A 20,344-nucleotide genomic window follows, 5' to 3' on the forward strand; every position below is an offset into this window, starting at 1 on the left:
CAACGCAAATTAGTTCACGGATTTGTTCAACAACGCCGCTGGTGTCAAATCACTAAAGGCCATGCTGTCGCGACTAACTATATGAATGGTGATACATTAATCGACGGTGAACGCATCTTGCTCGATGGGTTATCTCCTGGTTTATGCGCTGTTTAAACGAAGAAATTGCCCGCAAGGCCAATCGTGAAAATGAGTGCAAAGGTGCCTTTTGGGAAGGCAGATTTAAGTCGCAAGCGCTGTTAGATGAACAAGCCCTGCTCGCGTGTATGATGTATGTCGATTTAACTCCCATTCGAGCAGGTATTGCCGACTCTTTGCAATCCTCTGATTTTACATCGATTCAGGAGCGAATTAACTCGCTAGATTCACCCAATCGCCCATTAGCCATCTTAACGCCACAAACTGATTCCGCAACCAAATTCGCCTTGATAAGAAAGGCCATATCGATAACCTGCAACCAAACTGCTCAATGAATTAGGCGTTGCACCTGATGCGTGGCTCACATCAGCCAAAGAGTTTCGTCGTCAATACAGTGGCATAAGTGGTCGATGGGATAGCATGTGCGCGTTTAAAAAGCAGCATAACAGCGGCAAATGGTGTAAAGGTAAAGCCTCAAGCCAAGCGTTACATCCTTAAGTTCATCGCGACTCAGCGTTTGGGATTATTTTTGTTTATCCGAAATGGAGATGATTTCGCGCAAAACATAACACGCTTTATCCAGAAATGAGCGGGTCGAGTTGAGATTGTCTGATTAAGTCTAGCTATTTAATCAACGCTGTCAGTTCATATCTGAGCTAGTACACATAATGATTTTTGTCCAGAAGAAGGTTAGGGCGCTTCACTCGATATCTATAAAAACTCCTGAAAATGCCATATTTATGTCAAGTGGCTCAAATCAGCAACATGTTAGTATTTTATTGTGACTTTTTGGACGAGCATAAGCGCGCTGCTAGGTGATTCTGGCTAGTTTGCGAGTCCAATATACCAAAGCATTCACGTAGCGACGATTAAATTGTTTAAGATACAGTCAGGTGAAACTGGTGATGTGTTCGAGCGACTCTGATGTTGATAAATCATGTCATCAACATTACAACAAATTAATCGGTAAGATTAAGCAGTGGAAATATAGCTACGAACCAATTTTAATTAAGCATTGTAATGGAGCGACATGATTTGATTGGGGCATTGTTTCATAAAATTCATTTCTAACACGTCATCTATACTTCAAAAGAGTTCGCATAGCTGCGTGTGAGATGCACTTTGTCAGAAAGCAGCAAACACAAAGTTTAATGCGCTCTGGATGAACAGCTTTGCACCATAATAGAGCAAATCTGTTGGCGGAGTGAATTATAGCCTTGATATATAATAACAAAAGTCAGACTCACGAAATGACACAAAACTCATTTGGAATGACAAGCCACACACAGGTGTGTCGATGTATTAATTGATAGACAGATTATATTTAACATAATATACATTGTGCGTAGCTTTGTGTCTAATCACTCTATGCCTTTCAAATGGTCGATTGGTTTGTTGAATGCACTTTCATGACGTTCAATTTGGCTTGTGTGCAAATATTGCGATGTAGTGTCGATACTTTCGTGGCCAGCATCGGCTTGTACATGGGATAACGGTCTGCGGTTGATGTTGATATCGTGCGTAATGCCAGTGTGACGAATATTGTGGGCAGTAAGTTTGCGCATTTGCGCCGCATCTTGTGTAAAACCATCGATTTCTATACGTTCTGCAGCCAGATTAATTATTTTTTGAATTTCGTCGCGAACATGACGAATGCCTAGATTGGCATTGAGGATACCAACATCTCGGCCGCGTCCAGCAGCTTTATGCCGTACAAACAAAGGATGATTTTCGTTTGGTCCTGGATAATCCGTTAATCCTAAAAACTGACGATATTTGACTAATGCATCGAGCAAAGCTTTTGAAATCGCAACACTGCGTCTTTTACCACCTTTACTCAACGGAATATGAAAACTCCAGATGCCCGTTTGCTGATTACGTTTAAACTGGTTCATCACCGGCGAATAACCCGCACGTGCAGACACATCTGAAATGCGTAAATAACAGCAATAAATCAATATAACGAGGAATAAACTTCTTTGATGTAACTCAGGAAATTCTTCTGCTAGTCCAGTAACGGTCGCCATAATATATGACCACTGTAATTCAGTAAATGCGAGACTATTTTCATCTTCATGACTTTGACGCTGATATTGCCTGTTTGCTGCAAATCGACTGTGATTAAGCCAGATTTGAGCAGGATTCCGCTCACAATATTCTTCACTTGTCAGATACGAATAAAACGAAGACAAAATGGCCATTTTTGTTTTTAACGCATTATCGCTTAACACATAAGGCTGGATTTGCCCGAGTTGTTTTTTGCCGACAAATGGTCGCCATTGCGAGTTTGGAACCCGTTCATCATGCAGTTTATCGTACTTAAACTGTGGCACATTAAAATAACCGATCAGTGCTATCGGCGGTGCTTGGCAATAATCAACGTAACGGCTCATGTCTTTGCGCGTAACTTGAATGGGAGACATTGAAACTACATCAAAACACCAATGCAGAAACGTAGTGAGTTCACTGCGATAAGCTTTATAGTTGTTTTCGTTATGCTTTTGCTCAAATAGCCAATCACTGGCATGCTCGATGACTAAGCCCGCATCAACCACCTTTTTCATGCTAATTTGGGTGATATATTGGTTAACAATACTATTGCCAACTTGTATGAATTCAAATGAGTCAAATAACGGGATTACTGGAGGAAGTTGCATATTACATCTGAATTATAAGAGTTTCTTGTATGATAATACTTAAACGCAAATGCCGATAATGTTATTTATCGGCATCAAGATATGTCAGATTTTTAGCGCAACTTGAAAATGAACATTGCTGACAAGTAATACGCTTTTTGCAACAGATCAAGCATAGCTGCCACACTTGCTGTTTCGATTGGCTATCTAAGCACGTGAAGTCAGATGCGCAGATGTGTCCATCATGTATCAGCTGTGCCAATTTATGCGCTGAAATTGATAAGTTAATTCGATTAGTCATGCCCTTTCCCTCCCTATCATTATTTGATAGTAATAGAATACACAAATGAGAATCGTTATCAACAACGTAATTTAAGGATTGCCACTCATCTCGCTATTTTATGCAAGATTTTGCACCGCTTTGAAATGTGTCTACTACACTGATTATGTGATCATTATTTTTACTTGAATGAGGTATCGGATGCTGATTGATCTTGCAAAGAAAAACCCTCTTTTTTCCGGTAAAAAGTCTACCGAGACAACAGAGTCTGGTATTCCTTGGAAGGTATTAGTGGTCGATGATGAACCTGATGTTCATACCGTCACTAAGCTTGCCCTCTCCCGCTTTAAACTTGATGGCCGTGCCCTCACCTTTATCAATGCTTATAGTGCCGAACAAGCAAAAGAATTACTCAATCAAGAACATGACATCGCCATTGCCTTTATTGATGTTGTCATGGAAAGTGACCATGCAGGGTTAGAACTAGTAAAGTGGATCCGTGAAGAATTACTGAATAAAACCACTCGATTGATCTTACGTACAGGCCAGCCAGGGCAAGCACCAGAAGAAGACGTTATCGTCAATTACGATATTAATGATTACAAAGCAAAAGCTGAACTCGATTCCCGTAAGCTGATGACCAGCGTCTACTCAGCCCTTCGCTCTTATCGCGATATCATGGAAATCGAGCAAGCAAGGCGCACCCAAATAAATCACCGTAAGGGCTTAGAAAGAGTACTAGAAGCCACCTCAGGATTATTTGAACTGCGCACCCTGCATAAATTCGCCGATGGGCTACTGACTCAAGTGGCCACTCTACTTAATCTCGATTCAGAAACGCTACTGCTGACTTGTAATGCAATTGATGCGATTAGTGGTCATGTTGAACCTGTCAATATAGAAATCCTTGCTGGTACTGGCCAATTTGCTAATAAATCCCACATTACGCAACTACCTGAACATATTGATCGTCTACTGCGCAGTGCGCTCACCCAACAGCGGTGCCTTTATGAAGACAATTGTTTTATCGGTTACTTTCCCACCAAAGGCGGTTTAATCAATCTACTTTATATGGATGGTATTGATAGAATTGATGATCTTGATAAGAAACTCATTGATATTTTTGCCATCAACGTGGGCATAGCTTTTGAAAATTTGCTGCTCAATCAGGAGGTGGAAGATACACAATCAGAGCTTATTTTACGTTTAGGTGATGTTGTTGAAAGCCGCTCGAAAGAAGCTGCCAATCATGTGAAACGTATGGCGGAGTATTGTTCTCAATTAGCATTACTCGCTGGTTTAAGTGAATACGAAGCCGATTTACTGCGCCGTGCCTCACCAATGCATGACATAGGTAAAATTGCGATCCCCGATGCTGTCCTACTTAAACCCGGCAAATTAGATGACGAAGAATGGAAAGTTATGCGTCAGCACCCTATGATTGGCCATCAAATTCTTGCAAATTCTGAGCGACCAATACTAAAGGCTGCATCAATTATTGCACTGCAACATCATGAAAAATATGATGGTTCTGGTTATCCTGCAAATCTAAAACAAGACGAAATTCACATTTTCTCGCGGATTGTAGCAATCGCAGATGTGTTTGATGCCCTTTCCCATGCCCGCTGCTATAAAACAGCTTGGCCTTTAGAAGAGGTTTTAGCTGAAATGCGTAAAGGGGCGGCAACACACTTTGATCCTCACTTATTACAGCTCTTTATTGAAAATGTAGATATTTTTGTCAAAGTAAAAGAAAACTGGAAGGATCACTAATCTGTATAGTTGATTGTCTTGATATTTAGAAAGCCTATCAGGCACTTTCAAAGATATATCTAACCATTGTCATCTGCGAGAAAATCAAAAACAGCCGTTTTAGTTTCACCATTAACGCTAAAACTCACAAAGCCACGCCAAACCATGTAGCCACTACTACAAGAACCGTAGACTAACTGACCGATATAAGTCATTTCATCAGTTTGCTTCACATTTACAGGAATAACGCCCATAAACATGTCTCTTCCTTCTAAGCGGATTTGCACATTAGAAATTGGCATGGAAGATAACAACTGTAATGTCAATGGCTTTTCGCTTGGTGCACTCCCTGGTGACAAGTGAAAAGTGAGCTCAACATCCCCAATTTTTTTAACACAATTCCCCTTAGAAAATTGGCAAAGTGAAGGATCAAGACTGCTTTTAAGTGTGACTTGCTTTGCATCTTCCTTACAAGCTGTGAGATTGAAGCTAAATAATGCAATAAATAAATAGGGACTCAGACGAGTTAGCACAAAGATTAACCTTATGATGCAATATGTTAACATTCTATGGCGTAGGTTGATCTAGATCAACTTTCCACACCCCTTCTTTGGTATCTTTTTTGATATGGCTCAAGTATCATTGCGAAACCTCATATTTGAGCAAAAATATGCAGGGTAACGCATTGACATCACTCAGCAACCTTAATAGGGAAGCTGAGTTTTATGTCATTTATAACAGGTAAAGCTTGTCTTTACTAAAAGTAAAAGTAATAAGCAGTGGAAGCATTATGATGAACCATTCCCAGCCAACAGGCGCTGATTACAATTACGCCATTGTCCGCCAATTTGCCTTAACCACAGTTTTGTGGGGTATTGTTGGTATGTCAGTCGGCGTATTAATTGCGGCTCAGTTAATCTGGCCTCAGCTGAACTTTGACACTCCTTGGTTAACGTATAGTCGCTTGCGACCATTACACACCAATGCGGTGATCTTCGCGTTCGGTACATCAGCCCTTTTTGCAACATCCTATTATGTCGTACAACGCACCTGTCAAACCCGACTATTTGCACCTAAGTTAGCCGCATTTACGTTTTGGGGATGGCAAGCCATCATTCTGTCAGCAGCTATCTCTTTACCAATGGGTTTCACCCAAGGAAAAGAATACGCTGAATTAGAATGGCCTATCGATATCGCAATTACTATCGTTTGGGTGTCCTACGCTATCGTGTTCTTCGGTACTATTATCAAACGAACAACTTCGCATATTTATGTGGCGAACTGGTTCTTTGGTGCCTTTATTATTACCGTTGCCGTACTACACATAGTTAACTCTATGGCAGTACCAGTCAGTCTGTTCAAGTCATACTCTCTGTATAGCGGCGCTGTCGATGCTATGGTGCAGTGGTGGTATGGTCACAACGCTGTAGGTTTCTTATTAACCGCAGGCTTCTTGGGGATGATGTATTACTTCGTACCTAAGCAAGCAGGTCGTCCTGTGTACTCTTACCGTCTTTCTATTGTCCACTTTTGGGCACTGATCGCACTGTATATCTGGGCTGGTCCTCACCACTTACATTACACAGCTTTACCTGATTGGACTCAGTCTTTAGGTATGGTGATGTCACTTATCCTATTCGCACCTTCTTGGGGCGGTATGATTAACGGTATCATGACCTTGTCTGGTGCTTGGCATAAACTGCGTACTGACCCTGTGTTACGTTTCTTAGTTGTTTCTCTGTCTTTCTACGGTATGTCTACCTTCGAAGGCCCTATGATGGCAATTAAGACAGTTAACGCATTATCACACTATACAGACTGGACTATCGGTCACGTTCACTCCGGCGCGCTAGGCTGGGTTGCAATGGTGTCAATCGGTTCTCTGTATCACTTGATCCCTGTATTGTTCGGTCACGGCCGTATGTACAGTATCAAGTTAATTAACGTCCATTTCTGGTTAGCGACTATTGGTACTGTACTTTACATCGTCTCTATGTGGATTTCAGGTGTAATGCAAGGTCTGATGTGGCGCGCAGTGAATGCTGACGGTACTTTGACTTATAGCTTTGTTGAAAGTCTGGAAGCTTCTTATCCTTTCTACTTTGTACGTTTCCTTGGCGGTTGTTTCTTCCTGACCGGTATGCTGATCATGGCATATAACGTGATCCGTACTGTGAAAGCCTCTAAAGATTCATTGCCAGCATTGGCTGAACCAACAGCGGCTTAAAGGAGCAAACTCGATGAAATTTAATCATGAGATAGTTGAAAAAAACATCGGTTTGTTAGCGATTTTTACTGTTATCGCTATCAGCTTCGGTAGTCTCGTTGAAATCACACCGTTGATTTTTCAAAAAGATACGACTGAGCCAGTTGAAGGTTTAAAGCCATACACTGCCCTGCAAATTGAAGGTCGTGACATCTATGTTCGTGAAGGTTGTTATAACTGTCACAGTCAGATGATCCGTCCTTTACGTGCAGAAACTGAACGTTATGGTCACTACTCTGTCGCGGGCGAATCAGTTTGGGATCATCCATTCCAATGGGGTTCTAAGCGTACGGGTCCTGATCTTGCACGTGTTGGCGGTCGTTATAGCGATAAATGGCATGAAGTTCACTTAATCGATCCTCGTGCTGTAGTACCTCAATCGAATATGCCAGGGTTCCCATGGTTAGCCGAAAACAAGTTAGACGGCAAACTAACGGGTGACAAGATGACTATCCTACGTAACCTGCATAAAGGCGGTTACAAAGGTAATGATCTTTATACCGATGAAGAAATCGCAGGCGCACAGCAAGCTGTTGCAGGTAAGACAGAAATGGACGCCTTGATTGCATATCTTCAGTCTTTGGGTCACGCACTCAAATAAGGAGGCAATATATGGATTACGGCACATTACAAGGCATTTTAACCATCATTGTGATGCTGACCTTCGTCGGTATATTTGCTTGGGCATATAGCTCGCGTCGTCAAAAATCATTTGATGAAGCAGCTAACCTTGTGTTTTCCGATGAGGAAGTCAACAAGGTATCGAAGGACTCAGGAGAGAATAAGTGATGAGTAGCTTCTGGAGTGTTTGGATTACTGTACTCTCGTTAGTCGTGATCGCGGGTTGTTTTCTATTACTGCGTGTGTGTTCTAAGAACACCACTGACGTAAAAGAAGGCGAATCCATGGGTCACAGTTTCGACGGTATTGAAGAACTCAATAACCCACTGCCAAAATGGTGGAGTTATATGTTCTATATCACTATCGTGTTTGGCTTGATCTATTTAGCCTTATATCCTGGTTTAGGCAATTACAAAGGCCTATTAGGCTGGAGCAGTGCGAACCAAAGTATTGGTACTGAACAGGGTATTAAAGCCGATTCTGCTGCCGCGGTTGAGTTAGCCGCAAAAGAAGGTCGCTGGGTGCAATATGATCAGGAAGTGAAGCACGCCGATGACAAATATGGCCCAATCTTCGCCGCTTACTTGGCAACACCACTAGAAGAATTAGTGAAAAACCAAGAAGCGTTGAAAGTGGGGGGCCGTTTGTTCCTGCAAAACTGTGCTCAGTGCCATGGTTCTGATGCACGTGGTAGCAAAGGCTTCCCTAATCTTACCGATGGTGACTGGTTATATGGTGGTGAATTAGCCACGATTAAGACCACTATCATGGCTGGTCGTCATGGCATGATGCCACCCAAAGGCGGTTTGCCAATCGAAGATAGCGAGATTGCTGGTTTAGCTGAATACGTTGTTAAATTGTCTGGTCGTGAGCATGACGAGAAACTCGCTGCCCAAGGTCAAGGCTCATTCATGAAAGGTTGTTTTGCGTGTCATGGTATGGACGCTAAAGGCAACAAGTTTATGGGTGCTCCTAACTTAACTGACGATGTTTGGTTATATGGCGGTAGCCGTGGCATGATCGAAGAGACCATTAAACATGGTCGCGCAGGTGTGATGCCAGCGTGGAAAGACGTTCTCGGTGAAGAGAAAGTTCACGTCATTACAGCTTATGTTTATAGCTTGTCAAACAAGTAATTAGGTATAAGTAACACTAAGGCCTCGAAGACTTCGAGGCCTTTTTTTTAAAGTGCTAAAACCGGCTTTTAACGGTAAAATGGCGCAAATTTTTTGAATGGGTATCTGACATGAGCGAACAACAAGCCTGGTATAAGCAGTTCTGGCCTTGGTTTTTAATTATTCTTCCTTTATGTGCCGTCGTCGCAAGTTTTACCACGCTAAAAATTGCCCTTACGAACTCGGACTCTTTAGTCGCCGAGGATTACTACAAAGATGGCAAAGCCATTAATATGGACTTAAGTAAAGTGAAGTATGCCAAACAAATAGGCATGAATTTTTCACTCGATCAAGCTAATAATGAGATTTTACTGACGCAGCAAGGGGGACCTACATATCAAGCCGCCTTGAAAGTTGAGTTCTATCATCCAACCATTGCCGACAGAGATATGAAACTCACTGCGACGGCCGATGCCAGTAATGTGTATCGCATTACCATCCCTTCTACCCTAACCGGTCCTTGGGAAGTTCGCCTCGAAAGTTACGACGGTAAATGGCGAATTCACCAACGCGTTGAATTAAAAGATCACGTCCAACTTTGGCTGAATTGATTGTGGTTAAATAAGTAGCGCTATGACGTATCCAAGTTGTTTTCACTGCCAAGAGCCCGTTCTGACGGGCCAGCAGTTTGTAACTCGCATTAATGACCGTGATGAACTTATGTGTTGCCCTGGCTGTCAGGCGGTTTCTCAAGCGATTGTCGATGCGGGATTACTCAGTTATTACAAGTTCCGCACTGAGCCTGGCAATAAACAGAATGCCCTGGTCCCCGAAGCATTAACGCAATTTAGCGCCTATGACTTGCCCGAAGTGCAGCAAGACTTTGTGCATTCTGAGGACAATGTCGAATCAGTATCACTCTCCATCGATGGTATCACCTGTGCCGCCTGTGCTTGGTTAATTGAACACAAAGTCAAACAACTCGCGGGCGTGAGCCAAGTGCTAGTCAACTCAACCACCCAACGCGCCATGATCAGTTGGGATAAACGCAAGGTAAAACTTAGCGATATTCTCGGACAAATTAGTCGTATTGGCTATCAAGCCGCGCCCTACCAAGTTGACGAACAAGAGCTCAACAATAAACTCAATAGTCGCAAATTTTTACTGCGTTTAGGCTTAGCTGGCTTTGCGACTATGCAAGTTATGATGTTCGCCCTCGCCCTTTATACTGGCTACTTCACCGATTTAGACGTGCAATATCGGGACTATTTCCGCTGGGTTAGCATGATTTTTGCCACGCCTGTGGTGCTTTATTCGGCGCAGCCCTTCTATTTTAGTGCCATTCGTACCCTGCTCAGCGGCAAACTCAATATGGATGTGTCTGTTTCGATTGCCATTGGTGGTGCCTATACCGCAAGCTGTTTTGCCACAGTGAATGGCACAGGCGAAGTGTATTTTGAATCCGTATCCATGTTTACTTTCTTTTTGTTACTTGGGCGTTACTTCGAGCAAAAGGCAAGACAAAAGGCCTCGGTCAACTCCAGTAATTTACATAAACTGGTGCCGCTCACTGCACACTTAATCACCGAAAATGGTCAAGAAGAAATTCCGGCCAAAAAGTTACGCCTCAATGATGTGATCCTTGTGAAACCAGGGGAAATGGTTGCGGCCGATGGTGTGATGATTGAAGGCCACACAAACATCAATGAAGCTATGCTCACAGGTGAGCAAATGCCCATTGAAAAACAGCAAGATCAGCAAGTATACGCAGGTACTATCAACGTCGACCAACCGATAAAAGTTAAAGTTACCGCATTGGGGCAAGACCAACTCGTGGCTGAAATTATTCGACTGCAGGAACTGGCATCCAATACAAAACCTGCGATAGCCCTATTAGCCGATAAATTATCCCGCTATTTCTCGGGTACGATTCTAACAATCGCGACGATCACCTATTTGGTTTGGCAACAGATTTCCCCAGAGGATGCCTTTTGGGTAACGCTATCGGTTCTGGTCGCGACTTGTCCTTGTGCCTTAGCGCTAGCGACACCGACCGCCGTCACCTGTGCAACCGCCATTTTTACCCGTCTTGGGATCATTACCCGCAAAGCCGGCGTATTTGAAAAACTGCCGCAGATTAAGCATGTGGTCTTTGATAAAACTGGCACCCTTACCTGTGGTACGCTCTCTATCGGGCAAACGCAGTGCATGGCCGATTTAACAAAGACGCAGGCCTTAGCTATTGCCGCAGCGCTGGAAACGGGCTCTCGTCATCCGATTGCGGCTGCATTTGCCCTATTTGCCGATAATACCTTGGTCGCAGAACAAGTTCACCATGAAGTCGGCTTTGGTGTTCGAGGCCGTATCGAGGGGACTGACTATTTAATTGGTAATGCTGTATTTACTGGTGCACGTGTCGATACTCAGGACCCAACCCAAAAGATTTGGTTAGCACGCTCAGCCAATGAGCAGCTTGAAGTGCTTGCAAGTTTTGAGATCCAAGACAATATTCGTCAAGACAGTAAGGCCACGATTGAGATATTAAAGCAACAAGGTTGCCGCATTAGTATCGCCAGTGGCGATAGCTCCGGACATGTGCATCAATTGGCCAAAGAGCTGGGAATTGAAGATGTGCACAGCGGATTAACCCCCGCGGGTAAACTTGCCCTAGTAACGAAATTACAACAGCATACTCGCGTGGCGATGTTTGGCGATGGCATCAATGATGCGCCAGTACTTGCGGGGGCTGATTTGTCGGTCGCCATGGGCAGTGGCAGTGCGATTGCCAAAAACAGTGCCGATTTGATTTTACTGGGCGATCATCTATCCCGTTTCACCCAAGCTGTCGCGGTCGCTAAACTGACCACGCAAATTATTAAACAAAATTTAGCGTGGGCGCTGGGTTACAACGCCCTTATCTTGCCTTTAGCTGTCACTGGTCATGTGGCACCTTATATTGCCGCGATTGGCATGTCGGCGAGTTCTTTGATTGTGGTCGGTAATAGCCTGAGATTATTACGGGTAAAAGTGTGATCATAATAAAACGTTTAACCAGATAGTAAGAGGTCATTATGGAAATTATTTATGTGCTTATCCCCATTGCCATGATCTTCGTCGCCATTGCGGTAATGGTATTTTTTTGGGCAGTGAAATCTGAGCAATTTGACGATCTTGACCGTCAAAGTGTTTCTATATTGTTTGATGAAAATACTGACAAACCTGGCCATCTAGCCACCCCCGCCATTCAGTCAACAGCAGAACATGATGACATCGCAGCGCAGCAAGCGATAAAAAATCAGCAAAAAGGCATGCCTTTGTGATTGAGTACAATGTCACCGGTGCCTTTCTCGTCGGCTTGATGGGAGCTGCACATTGTTTTGGTATGTGTGGCGGTTTAGTGGGCGCTTTTTCCGCCCAAATCCCTCATCCTAAAATAGGTAACCAGCTGGCCCATCAGCTTAAATATTTACTGAGTTACAATTTAGGCCGTATTTTAAGTTACACCTTAGCGGGCGGCTTAGTGGGCGCATCGTCGGCAGGTCTTGGTCGCTTATTTGAGCTGGATATTTATCTGATTATCCTGCGCATGGTTGCTGGACTGATGATGATCGCCACAGGACTTTACATCGCTAAAATTTGGGTTGGAATCGTGCAAATTGAGCGTGTAGGTCAATGGCTATGGCAATATTTAAAACCGCTAGCGCAGCGCCTTGTTCCAATCAAGAATCCGAGCCAAGCAGTCATGGCAGGATTCATTTGGGGCTGGCTCCCCTGCGGCCTCGTCTATAGCACCTTAACTTGGTCGGTTGCATCTGGCTCTGCCAGCCAAGGCGCCTTAATTATGTTAGCCTTTGGCTTGGGTACTTTACCCGCCCTATTAAGCGCTGGCATGGCGGCAAAACGCCTTGCTGCATGGGTACAAAAGAAAACTGTTAGACTATTGAGCGGCTTACTGTTAATTGCCTTTGGTGGTCAAACTTTATATATCGCACTCGCGCAGCTAAACTAGCCCAAGTGAGTGAATTGGTTTAACATGGTTGCAGTGGATAAACTTGAGAATCAACATGACAATTGAACAAAATAAGAATCGTCGTCCTGCCGCTAGCGGATGCACAATCCATTGTCACGATTGCAGTATGGGTACCCTTTGTATTCCTTTTACCCTCAATGCAAGTGAGCTAGATCAGCTCGATGATATTATTGAGCGTAAAAAGCCAATCCAGAAAGGCGAGCAAATTTTTAAGTCAGGAGATGCGTTGAAATCCCTGTTTGCGATCCGCTCTGGCACCATCAAAAGTTACACTATTACCGAGCAAGGTGATGAGCAGATAACTGGCTTCCATCTTGCGGGTGATGTGATTGGTTTTGATGGTATTCACGCTCAGTTACATCAGAGTTTTGCACAGGCCCTCGAAACCTCTATGGTTTGTGAAATCCCCTTTAATATCCTCGATGAACTTTCGGGCACTATGCCTAAATTACGTCAGCAGATCATGCGTCTAATGAGTAATGAGATCATGAGCGATCAAGAAATGATCCTGCTGCTCAGTAAGAAAAATGCCGAAGAACGTCTAGCAGCGTTTATCAGCAATTTAGCAAATCGTTTCGGCAGCCGTGGCTTCTCACCCAAAGAATTCCGCTTAACCATGACCCGCGGTGACATTGGTAATTATCTCGGTTTAACCGTTGAGACCATCAGCCGCTTACTTGGACGCTTCCAAAAGTCAGGCTTGATTGAGGTTAAGGGAAAGTACATCACGATCCTCGACTCGCAAGAGCTAAATCTGTTAGCGGGTAATTCTCGCATCGCGAGATAGTCAATCGCAAGAGCATTAAACGTGAGAGGTCAAGCCTAAATAATTGTCGCCAATAGCATAACAGTTTAATGGTAAAAGCTGTGCTTGCTAGACATGTCATGCAGATTAAGGCATGATTTTTAAGCGAGTTTTAATCAATTTCAAATGAGTTTGATCTAGAACAATACAGCTCACTGCCAAAGGCTCATGATGATATTGAGCCTATGACTAAAGGAACCAAACATGAAGGATTATCAAAAAATACTGGTTGTGGTTGACCCTACCACTGAGAATCAAGTTGCCCTTGCACGAGCGGTCGCCTTGGCCAGTAAATGCAACGCTCAAGTCACTGTGTTTCTTTCTATCTTCGACTTCTCTTACGAAATGACTTCGATTCTGTCGAATCAAGAACGCGAAGCCATGCGTCAAGGTGTCATAGATCAACGGCTCGCTTGGATCCAAGACTTACTCGCCGCTTATACTCATCTGCAACTCAATATCGATACTCAAGTCATTTGGCATAACCGCCCCTTTGAAAGCATTATTAATCATGCTATTTCAGGGCAATACGATTTGATTGTTAAAGGCACCCATGCCCACGACAAACTCAAGGCGGTGATCTTCACTCCAACTGATTGGCATTTAATGCGTAAAGCCCCTGTGCCAGTGTTGATGGTGAAAGCCCATGACTGGCCAGCCGCGGGCAAAATCCTCTGTGCTGTGAATGTGGCAACCGAAGATACCGATCATCAAATGCTTAACGGTAAAATTATTGAACATGCAAAAGATTTGGCGAAAAAGTTCTCTGCTGAAGTACATTTAGTTAATGGTTATCCCGGCACGCCAGTTAACTTAGCCATCGAGCTTCCTGACTTTGATGCCCAGTCATACAACGAAACCATTCGCATGCAGCATGAGCAGCGCGTGAGTTATCTTGCGGGCGCTTATGATATTAATCCAAGTCATTGCCATGTAAAAGAAGGTTTACCAGAGGATGTGATCCCTGAGCTTGCTGAAAAACTTGATGCTGAATTGGTGATCTTAGGGACTGTCGGTCGTACCGGATTTTCAGCAGCACTGATAGGCAATACCGCTGAACATGTTATCGATAGCATCAACTGCGATTTATTGGCTATAAAGCCCGACGGTTATAAATCACCGTTAGAAGAAGCCTAAGCAATACGCGGCTCTTTACCCCGCCAAAGATAGCTGGAATAATACGCGCCCTGAAACTGTGTTACTGGGCGCTTTTTTATGCTTGAAGCTATATCTGAAGTTACGGCAAATCCTATGCCGGAAGAATTATCAAAAAAACAAACTACCCGTCTGAATAAATTACAGAAGCGGCTTCGTCGTGAAGTGGGTAGCGCGATTGCCGATTACAATATGATTGAAGATGGCGATAAGATCATGTGCTGCCTCAGTGGCGGTAAAGACAGCTACGCCATGCTCGATATTTTGATGAATCTGCAGCAACGTGCGCCCATTCAGTTTGAAATCATTGCGGTTAATTTAGATCAGAAGCAACCGGGCTTCCCTGAGCATGTATTGCCCGCCTATCTCGATAAGCTCAATGTGCCTTATCACATCCTCGAGAAAGATACTTACTCGATAGTGAAAGACAAAATCCCTGAAGGTAAAACCACCTGCTCCTTGTGCTCTCGCCTACGCCGCGGCACGCTTTATGGCTTTGCTCAGCGTATCGGCGCCACTAAAATCGCCCTAGGCCATCACAGGGATGACATTATCGAGACCTTGTTCTTAAATATGTTCTTTGGCGGTAAGATGAAAGCAATGCCGCCAAAGCTGCTGTCGGATGATGGTGCTAATATCGTCATACGTCCCCTAGCCTATTGTCGCGAGAAAGATCTCGAAGAATATGCCAGCTTAAAAGAATTTCCAATCATTCCATGCAACTTGTGTGGCTCACAGGAAAACTTAAAGCGCGCCGCAGTCAAAGACATGCTAAATCAATGGGATAAACAATACCCAGGCCGCATTGAAACGATTTTCACCGCCATGCAAAACACCGCACCATCACAGGGTGTTGACCGTGAACAGTTCGACTTTGTGTCTCTAACACGTGACCCAGATGCGCCTATGCGTGGTGATGTTGCTGAAGCCAATCTACCTGCATTCGATTTTCTTGATATCGCCAATAGCGGTCGTATCGATTTGGATGCAGCAAAACGCATTGATATTGTTAACACTTACGAAGTCTGACTTAGACTGAATTTAGCGCCTAATCAGTAAGAGAAGTTAACGCAACGAAAGTAAGCAAGATAAATTAGCACAACAAAATGCCCACTTAATGTGGGCATTTTTATGGCTACAGAATAAGTTAAGACTCCCGACACTATCTTTGAGCCCGCGCTTCTGAATCGATTATTTCAAGATGCCTATTCAAAGATACAAAGATGATTACTTCACCCAAGGACTTAACACTAATGGCTGGGCACTGAAGCTGAGCGTGGTGATGCTTTCAAGCTCATTAGCGGCTAATTTATAACTGCCTTTTATCGATTCTTCACGGCCATTAAGGCGTACATAGACTTCTTGTTCAGGTGAGAATTCAAAGTTTAAGCCAGTTATGGATTCCCTAAAATAACGCATCGGGAAGCCTTGCATAGCACCGAGCAGCGTGTCCATCTCAGTCATGATTTGTTGTAAGCGCGTTTTATCGTACTCGGCTAATGTCTGTTTTGCTCTAACTTGCATTGCAATACCACATCCCTCAGCGCTGCCAGCGAAATTCAGATTAACCAAGGCTCGCTGATCTTTTAAATCATCATCTAAGGGAATGAATAACCGCTGAGCATCAGTATACGTCAGTGGCGTTGAGGTTTTTTCACTGGAAATAGAACCACTTTGGATCAAACAATTCTTTTGCATTGGAACACTAAAAGCCACTTCCACGAGTTGATAACCGCCTTTATTGACTTGTTTTAACCTATCATAAAAGCCTTTATATTCAAGGGATACAGTTTCTGCAGCGGCGCTAGTTGCCAAAAAAAACAGGCTACTAAACAACAGTTTTTTATACATCGACATTCACCAAATATTTTTCATTATGACGTAACATATCAAGCAGCTCATCAATATAAGCTTCTTGTCTTTCAGAATAATTCACTAAACCGTAAATCAATTGATCCGCTGTTGGCTCTAGCTCCTGTGAACGTAAATCTGCTCGAATAGAGCGAAATAACGCATAGGCAGTATTAGAATTTAAATTACGCATATAGGATGAAACCGATTCATCGACCGATGAAAACACTTTTACCTCATGACTTTTACCCGAACCACGTGAGGACGGCACTATGCCGCAGCCAGAAGTAAAACACCATTCACCAAAAAAGTTAAAACCTTCTCTGGCAAAACGTGAACTCCCCCAACCCGATTCATTCGCGGCTTGAATTAACACCATAGATTCCGGCACGATATCGACACGTTTAAGTAAGCTTGCTAATGACTTAGCATCTACGTTACGCGCCGGATATTGGTATTTATCAAATAACGCATTGATCTGCGCTAATTCAGTATCAGATAAACTCTTACCATTATCGACTAAGGCAAGCATCTCATTGATAAAGCCACGCTCCATCAAGATAATGGCATTCTGTTGCTGAACAATCGGCCGCAGGAAATCAAAAAAAGCTTTCTTCTTTTCGGTAATGTCGCTGATCGCTGAAAAGTCAGGGACTTGCGTAACAGGATCGACATCGCTGACGAATTGGGGCGCAATAGCGGATGAGTCATTCGAGTGAGGAATGATCCAAACTCGTAATGCAAAAATCGCCACTATGACCATGGCTAATGCCAATGTAAACGAACCGATTCTACCCGTTTTCAATCATTCACCTTAGGTGTAACGCCCTTATTGGGCAAATAAAGGCCGGATTATAAGCTATTTGTCAGATTTCACGAAATTTGCCCATCATCATGATCACGAACTCAGGTACAATATTAAGCCTGAGGCACCATTATCGAGTCGAGCTTGCTATTACGCCGTCATTTATAGATGCAAGCATTTGACTGAGTATTTATACTAAGGTTCCTTAGCGTTATCACCATTGCACAACGGCTCATGAGCCATCCCGCTTATAGCGACAATGGATGGCTATGACATTAAATTTTCGGGTATTCAGGAAGGAAAAACCCAGATGCAGCATTTGATGTTAAATCAATTTGAACGTGTCGTCGCCATCGGCGGAGGCCATGGTTTAGGCCGAGTATTATCCTCGCTCGATTTTTTAGGCAACCGCCTTACAGGGATTGTCGCCACCACTGATAATGGCGGTTCTACTGGTCGACTGAGAGCCGAACAAGACTGCATTGCTTGGGGGGATTTACGTAACTGCTTATCCCATTTAGCTAATCGTCCTTCCGTTGGCTCGCAATTGTTTGAATACCGTTTCCAAGGTGCCACTGAACTCAGTGGTCATAATTTAGGTAACTTAATCTTACTGGCTCTTGATCAACTCTGTGTTCGTCCATTAGAAGCGGTTAATCTCATCCGTAACTTACTTAAGATAGAAACCCAACTTATTCCCATGTCAGAGCAGCCCACTCACTTAGTGGCTCTGCAAGCCTGTGGCAGTAAAGTCTTTGGGGAGATCAATGTCGACAGTATGAATGAGGCTCCTATCGCGCTCTGCCTTGAGCCGCAGGTCGATGCCACCTTTGAAGCCTGTGAGGCCGTTCGGCACGCAGATTTAGTTATCCTAGGCCCTGGGAGTTTCTTAACCAGTATCATGCCGCCGCTGCTGTTACCTAAGTTCGCGAAAAGCCTCGCCGCTACTAAAGCACAGGTGATCTTTATCGATAACCTTGCCGAAGAGGCCTCACCCGCAGGTCGGTTTAGCATTGAGCAACGTATCGCTTGGTGTCACCAAGTGATTGGCAAGCCCATTATTCACAAAGTACTTCGCCACGGTGAACAAACGCGTTTAGGGCCACTGATTAACTATTTTCCGTTGAAGAATCGCCATAATCCAAACTTGCATGATCAAGCGAACCTATTAGATGCATTAAGCGCCCTGCTGCGACTCAATGATCTCACTCAACAACCGCTTGCCTGCTAACGCTTACCTGTTAATCATTCAATCGAAATAATAAAGGACAGCAAGTGCTGTCCTTTATATTGTAAAGCTAAAAGGAATGTCCCTTTAGTCTGTCTATAAGGCTGCAATAACCATTACAACACTTGTGCTATGGCTTTACAGATAACAGGCATATTCGTCTTAGTCATGCCTGCAACGCTAATGCGTCCAGAGCCGACGATATAGACACCAAATTCGTCTTTCAAACGTGCCACTTGGGCTTTGTTTAAACCTGAGAAACTGAACATGCCATTTTGGCGAGAAATAAAACTGAAGTCCTGAGTCACGCCCTCAGCCTTTAAGCTATCAACAAACAGAGTACGCATTTCGGCGATACGTTCACGCATCTCTTTGACTTCCTGCACCCACATGGCTTTCAGAGCTGCATCATTTAATATCGTGCTGACGATCAGTGCGCCGTGGGCTGGCGGATTAGAATAGTTGGCGCGTATGGTACGTTTCACTTGGCTAAAAGCACGTACGGCAGCATCAGTATCTTCAGCCACCACAGTCACGGCGCCAATACGCTCGTTGTATAGACCAAAGTTTTTAGAGAAAGAGTTAGCGACCAGCAACTCAGACACTTTAGACGCGACTAAACGCAGACCTGCCGCATCTTCTTCAATGCCAGCACCAAAACCTTGATAAGCAAAGTCAAACAGTGGCACGAGTTTCTTATCAGCACACAATTGAGCAACAAGTTCCCATTGCGCCAACGTTAAATCGATACCCGTTGGGTTATGGCAGCAACCGTGTAGCAGCACGACATCACCCGCATTGGCGTGAGACAAGTCAGTCATCATGGTATCGAAATCGATGTCATGGGCTTCTGCTTTGTAATAACCGTACTCTTTAACCGTTAAACCCGCCGTTTCAAAAATATTTTGATGGTTGGCCCACGTTGGATTGCTCACCCAAATAGTGTGCGAATCGGTATTACGCAGCAAAAACTCAGCAGCAATACGCAGTGCTCCTGTACCACCAGGAGCTTGCGCTGTGGCAGCACGGCCAGAAGAAATTAATGCACTGCCTTCGCCGAACAACAAGGTTTGTACTACACGGTTATAAGCTTGAACGCCTTCAATGCCTAAGTAGTTTTTGGTCTTCTCTTGCTCAAGTAAAATGGCCTCGGCTTTTTTCACTGAAGCCAGAACGGGAGTCTGTCCTACCTCATCCTTATAAATGCCAACACCAAGATTAACTTTATCCTGACGCGGATCAGCTTTAAAGGTATCGGTTAAACCAAGAATTGGATCAGCGGGTGCGAGTAATACTTGAGAGAAAATCATGACTACGTATCCTAATATGCGCGTGTAGGGGAAATTTCGGCTTATTTATACCACTGTCTTTAAGGGGGTAATAGCGACTTAAGTCCCTTCTTAGGGAAATTATTACACTATTGTCGATTCAACAATAAAAAGTACATTTTATTACGCAATTATTAGCCAAATAGTGACATTACTTAAATAAAGCGATTTACAACATCTAGATCACAAAATCACTCAGTTTTGTATTGTAGAAAAGAAACAGGTCAGAAGTCGCAATACTGAATGAGTAAAATAGTGGGCTTGGGCCTAACCAATCTATAGCTGTAGTGATACTAGATTAAGAATCATGAAATGTGGGTGTAGAAGTTATAAA

19 protein-coding genes and 1 pseudogene are annotated in these 20,344 nt (G+C 43.7%); 14 read left to right on the forward strand and 6 right to left on the reverse strand.

The features are described 5' to 3' along the window. Positions 1–36: 36 nt before the first annotated feature. Positions 37–636 (forward strand): annotated as a pseudogene (locus tag L5M29_RS03295) (alpha-amylase family glycosyl hydrolase); the annotation flags it as partial. A gap of 863 nt (positions 637–1,499) precedes the next feature. Here the strand turns inward: L5M29_RS03295 and L5M29_RS03300 are convergent. Then, entirely contained in the window at positions 1,500–2,795 is a 1,296-nt protein-coding gene (locus tag L5M29_RS03300; protein WP_105252485.1) for a tyrosine-type recombinase/integrase, read from the reverse strand. 61 nt (positions 2,796–2,856) lie between these two features. Beyond that, complete coding sequence (locus tag L5M29_RS03305; RefSeq protein ID WP_105252484.1) at positions 2,857–3,075, reverse strand: hypothetical protein; 219 nt, start codon at positions 3,073–3,075, stop codon at positions 2,857–2,859. Positions 3,076–3,255: 180 nt separating this feature from the next. On the opposite strand from L5M29_RS03305, the gene L5M29_RS03310 reads away from it, so the two are divergent. Beyond that, positions 3,256–4,827 (forward strand): DUF3369 domain-containing protein, encoded by a 1,572-nt coding sequence (locus tag L5M29_RS03310; protein ID WP_113940482.1) that lies wholly within the window; start codon positions 3,256–3,258, stop codon positions 4,825–4,827. A gap of 59 nt (positions 4,828–4,886) precedes the next feature. Here L5M29_RS03310 and L5M29_RS03315 read toward each other — a convergent pair whose 3' ends face one another. Next, entirely contained in the window at positions 4,887–5,372 is a 486-nt protein-coding gene (locus tag L5M29_RS03315; RefSeq protein WP_411569029.1) for a hypothetical protein, read from the reverse strand. A gap of 224 nt (positions 5,373–5,596) precedes the next feature. Here L5M29_RS03315 and ccoN point away from each other — a divergent pair, with 224 nt between their 5' ends. The 11 genes from ccoN to ttcA all read left to right on the forward strand — a co-directional run bounded on the left by ccoN (position 5,597) and on the right by ttcA (position 15,827). Beyond that, positions 5,597–7,033, forward strand: a complete 1,437-nt coding sequence (ccoN, locus tag L5M29_RS03320) for a cytochrome-c oxidase, cbb3-type subunit I (protein ID WP_028759964.1) — start codon at positions 5,597–5,599, stop codon at positions 7,031–7,033. A 13-nt stretch (positions 7,034–7,046) separates the two neighbouring features. Then, a complete protein-coding gene (gene ccoO, locus L5M29_RS03325; protein ID WP_028759965.1) occupies positions 7,047–7,673 on the forward strand; it encodes a cytochrome-c oxidase, cbb3-type subunit II in 627 nt (208 codons plus the stop codon). An 11-nt stretch (positions 7,674–7,684) separates the two neighbouring features. Then, the gene (locus L5M29_RS03330) at positions 7,685–7,861 is read left to right on the forward strand and encodes a CcoQ/FixQ family Cbb3-type cytochrome c oxidase assembly chaperone (RefSeq protein WP_028759966.1); all 177 of its coding nucleotides are present in this window, start codon (positions 7,685–7,687) and stop codon (positions 7,859–7,861) included. Next, entirely contained in the window at positions 7,861–8,829 is a 969-nt protein-coding gene (gene ccoP / locus L5M29_RS03335) for a cytochrome-c oxidase, cbb3-type subunit III (protein WP_113940484.1), read from the forward strand. The genes L5M29_RS03330 and ccoP overlap by 1 nt, the downstream gene beginning before the upstream one ends. A gap of 110 nt (positions 8,830–8,939) precedes the next feature. Further along, positions 8,940–9,419 (forward strand): FixH family protein, encoded by a 480-nt coding sequence (locus tag L5M29_RS03340; protein WP_263166228.1) that lies wholly within the window; start codon positions 8,940–8,942, stop codon positions 9,417–9,419. Between the two features lie 22 nt (positions 9,420–9,441). Then, on the forward strand, positions 9,442–11,841 hold the full coding sequence (locus L5M29_RS03345) for a heavy metal translocating P-type ATPase (RefSeq protein ID WP_263166230.1): 2,400 nt from the start codon (positions 9,442–9,444) through the stop codon (positions 11,839–11,841). 38 nt (positions 11,842–11,879) lie between these two features. Further along, a complete protein-coding gene (gene ccoS / locus L5M29_RS03350) occupies positions 11,880–12,128 on the forward strand; it encodes a cbb3-type cytochrome oxidase assembly protein CcoS (protein ID WP_028759970.1) in 249 nt (82 codons plus the stop codon). Then, entirely contained in the window at positions 12,125–12,817 is a 693-nt protein-coding gene (locus tag L5M29_RS03355) for a sulfite exporter TauE/SafE family protein (protein ID WP_113940488.1), read from the forward strand. Before ccoS ends, L5M29_RS03355 begins: the two co-directional genes overlap by 4 nt. Positions 12,818–12,872: 55 nt before the next feature. Continuing rightward, positions 12,873–13,625 (forward strand): electron transport transcriptional regulator EtrA, encoded by a 753-nt coding sequence (etrA, locus tag L5M29_RS03360; RefSeq protein WP_006081599.1) that lies wholly within the window; start codon positions 12,873–12,875, stop codon positions 13,623–13,625. A 222-nt stretch (positions 13,626–13,847) separates the two neighbouring features. Next, positions 13,848–14,780 carry a universal stress protein UspE gene (gene uspE, locus L5M29_RS03365; RefSeq protein WP_105252478.1) on the forward strand — a complete coding sequence of 311 codons (933 nt, stop codon included), beginning with the start codon at positions 13,848–13,850 and terminating at the stop codon, positions 14,778–14,780. A gap of 78 nt (positions 14,781–14,858) precedes the next feature. Beyond that, complete coding sequence (gene ttcA, locus L5M29_RS03370) at positions 14,859–15,827, forward strand: tRNA 2-thiocytidine(32) synthetase TtcA (RefSeq protein WP_181800873.1); 969 nt, start codon at positions 14,859–14,861, stop codon at positions 15,825–15,827. 198 nt (positions 15,828–16,025) lie between these two features. On the opposite strand, the gene L5M29_RS03375 is transcribed toward ttcA, so the two are convergent. Beyond that, entirely contained in the window at positions 16,026–16,649 is a 624-nt protein-coding gene (locus tag L5M29_RS03375) for a DUF2987 domain-containing protein (protein WP_113940490.1), read from the reverse strand. After that, positions 16,642–17,454 (reverse strand): glucosaminidase domain-containing protein, encoded by an 813-nt coding sequence (locus L5M29_RS03380; protein ID WP_113940491.1) that lies wholly within the window; start codon positions 17,452–17,454, stop codon positions 16,642–16,644. The genes L5M29_RS03375 and L5M29_RS03380 overlap by 8 nt, the downstream gene beginning before the upstream one ends. Before the next feature lie 310 nt (positions 17,455–17,764). Between L5M29_RS03380 and L5M29_RS03385 the strand changes: the two genes are divergently transcribed. Continuing rightward, positions 17,765–18,685: a YvcK family protein gene (locus L5M29_RS03385; protein ID WP_113940492.1), complete on the forward strand. Its 921-nt coding sequence runs from the start codon at positions 17,765–17,767 to the stop codon at positions 18,683–18,685. Between the two features lie 113 nt (positions 18,686–18,798). Here the strand turns inward: L5M29_RS03385 and L5M29_RS03390 are convergent, their stop codons facing one another. After that, the gene (locus L5M29_RS03390; RefSeq protein ID WP_113940493.1) at positions 18,799–19,992 is read right to left on the reverse strand and encodes an amino acid aminotransferase; all 1,194 of its coding nucleotides are present in this window, start codon (positions 19,990–19,992) and stop codon (positions 18,799–18,801) included. Between the last annotated feature and the right edge of the window lie 352 nt (positions 19,993–20,344).

Origin of the sequence: Shewanella sp. SM95 (genome assembly GCF_025653595.1) — a bacterium.
GTDB classification, from domain to species: Bacteria; Pseudomonadota; Gammaproteobacteria; order Enterobacterales; family Shewanellaceae; genus Shewanella; species Shewanella oncorhynchi.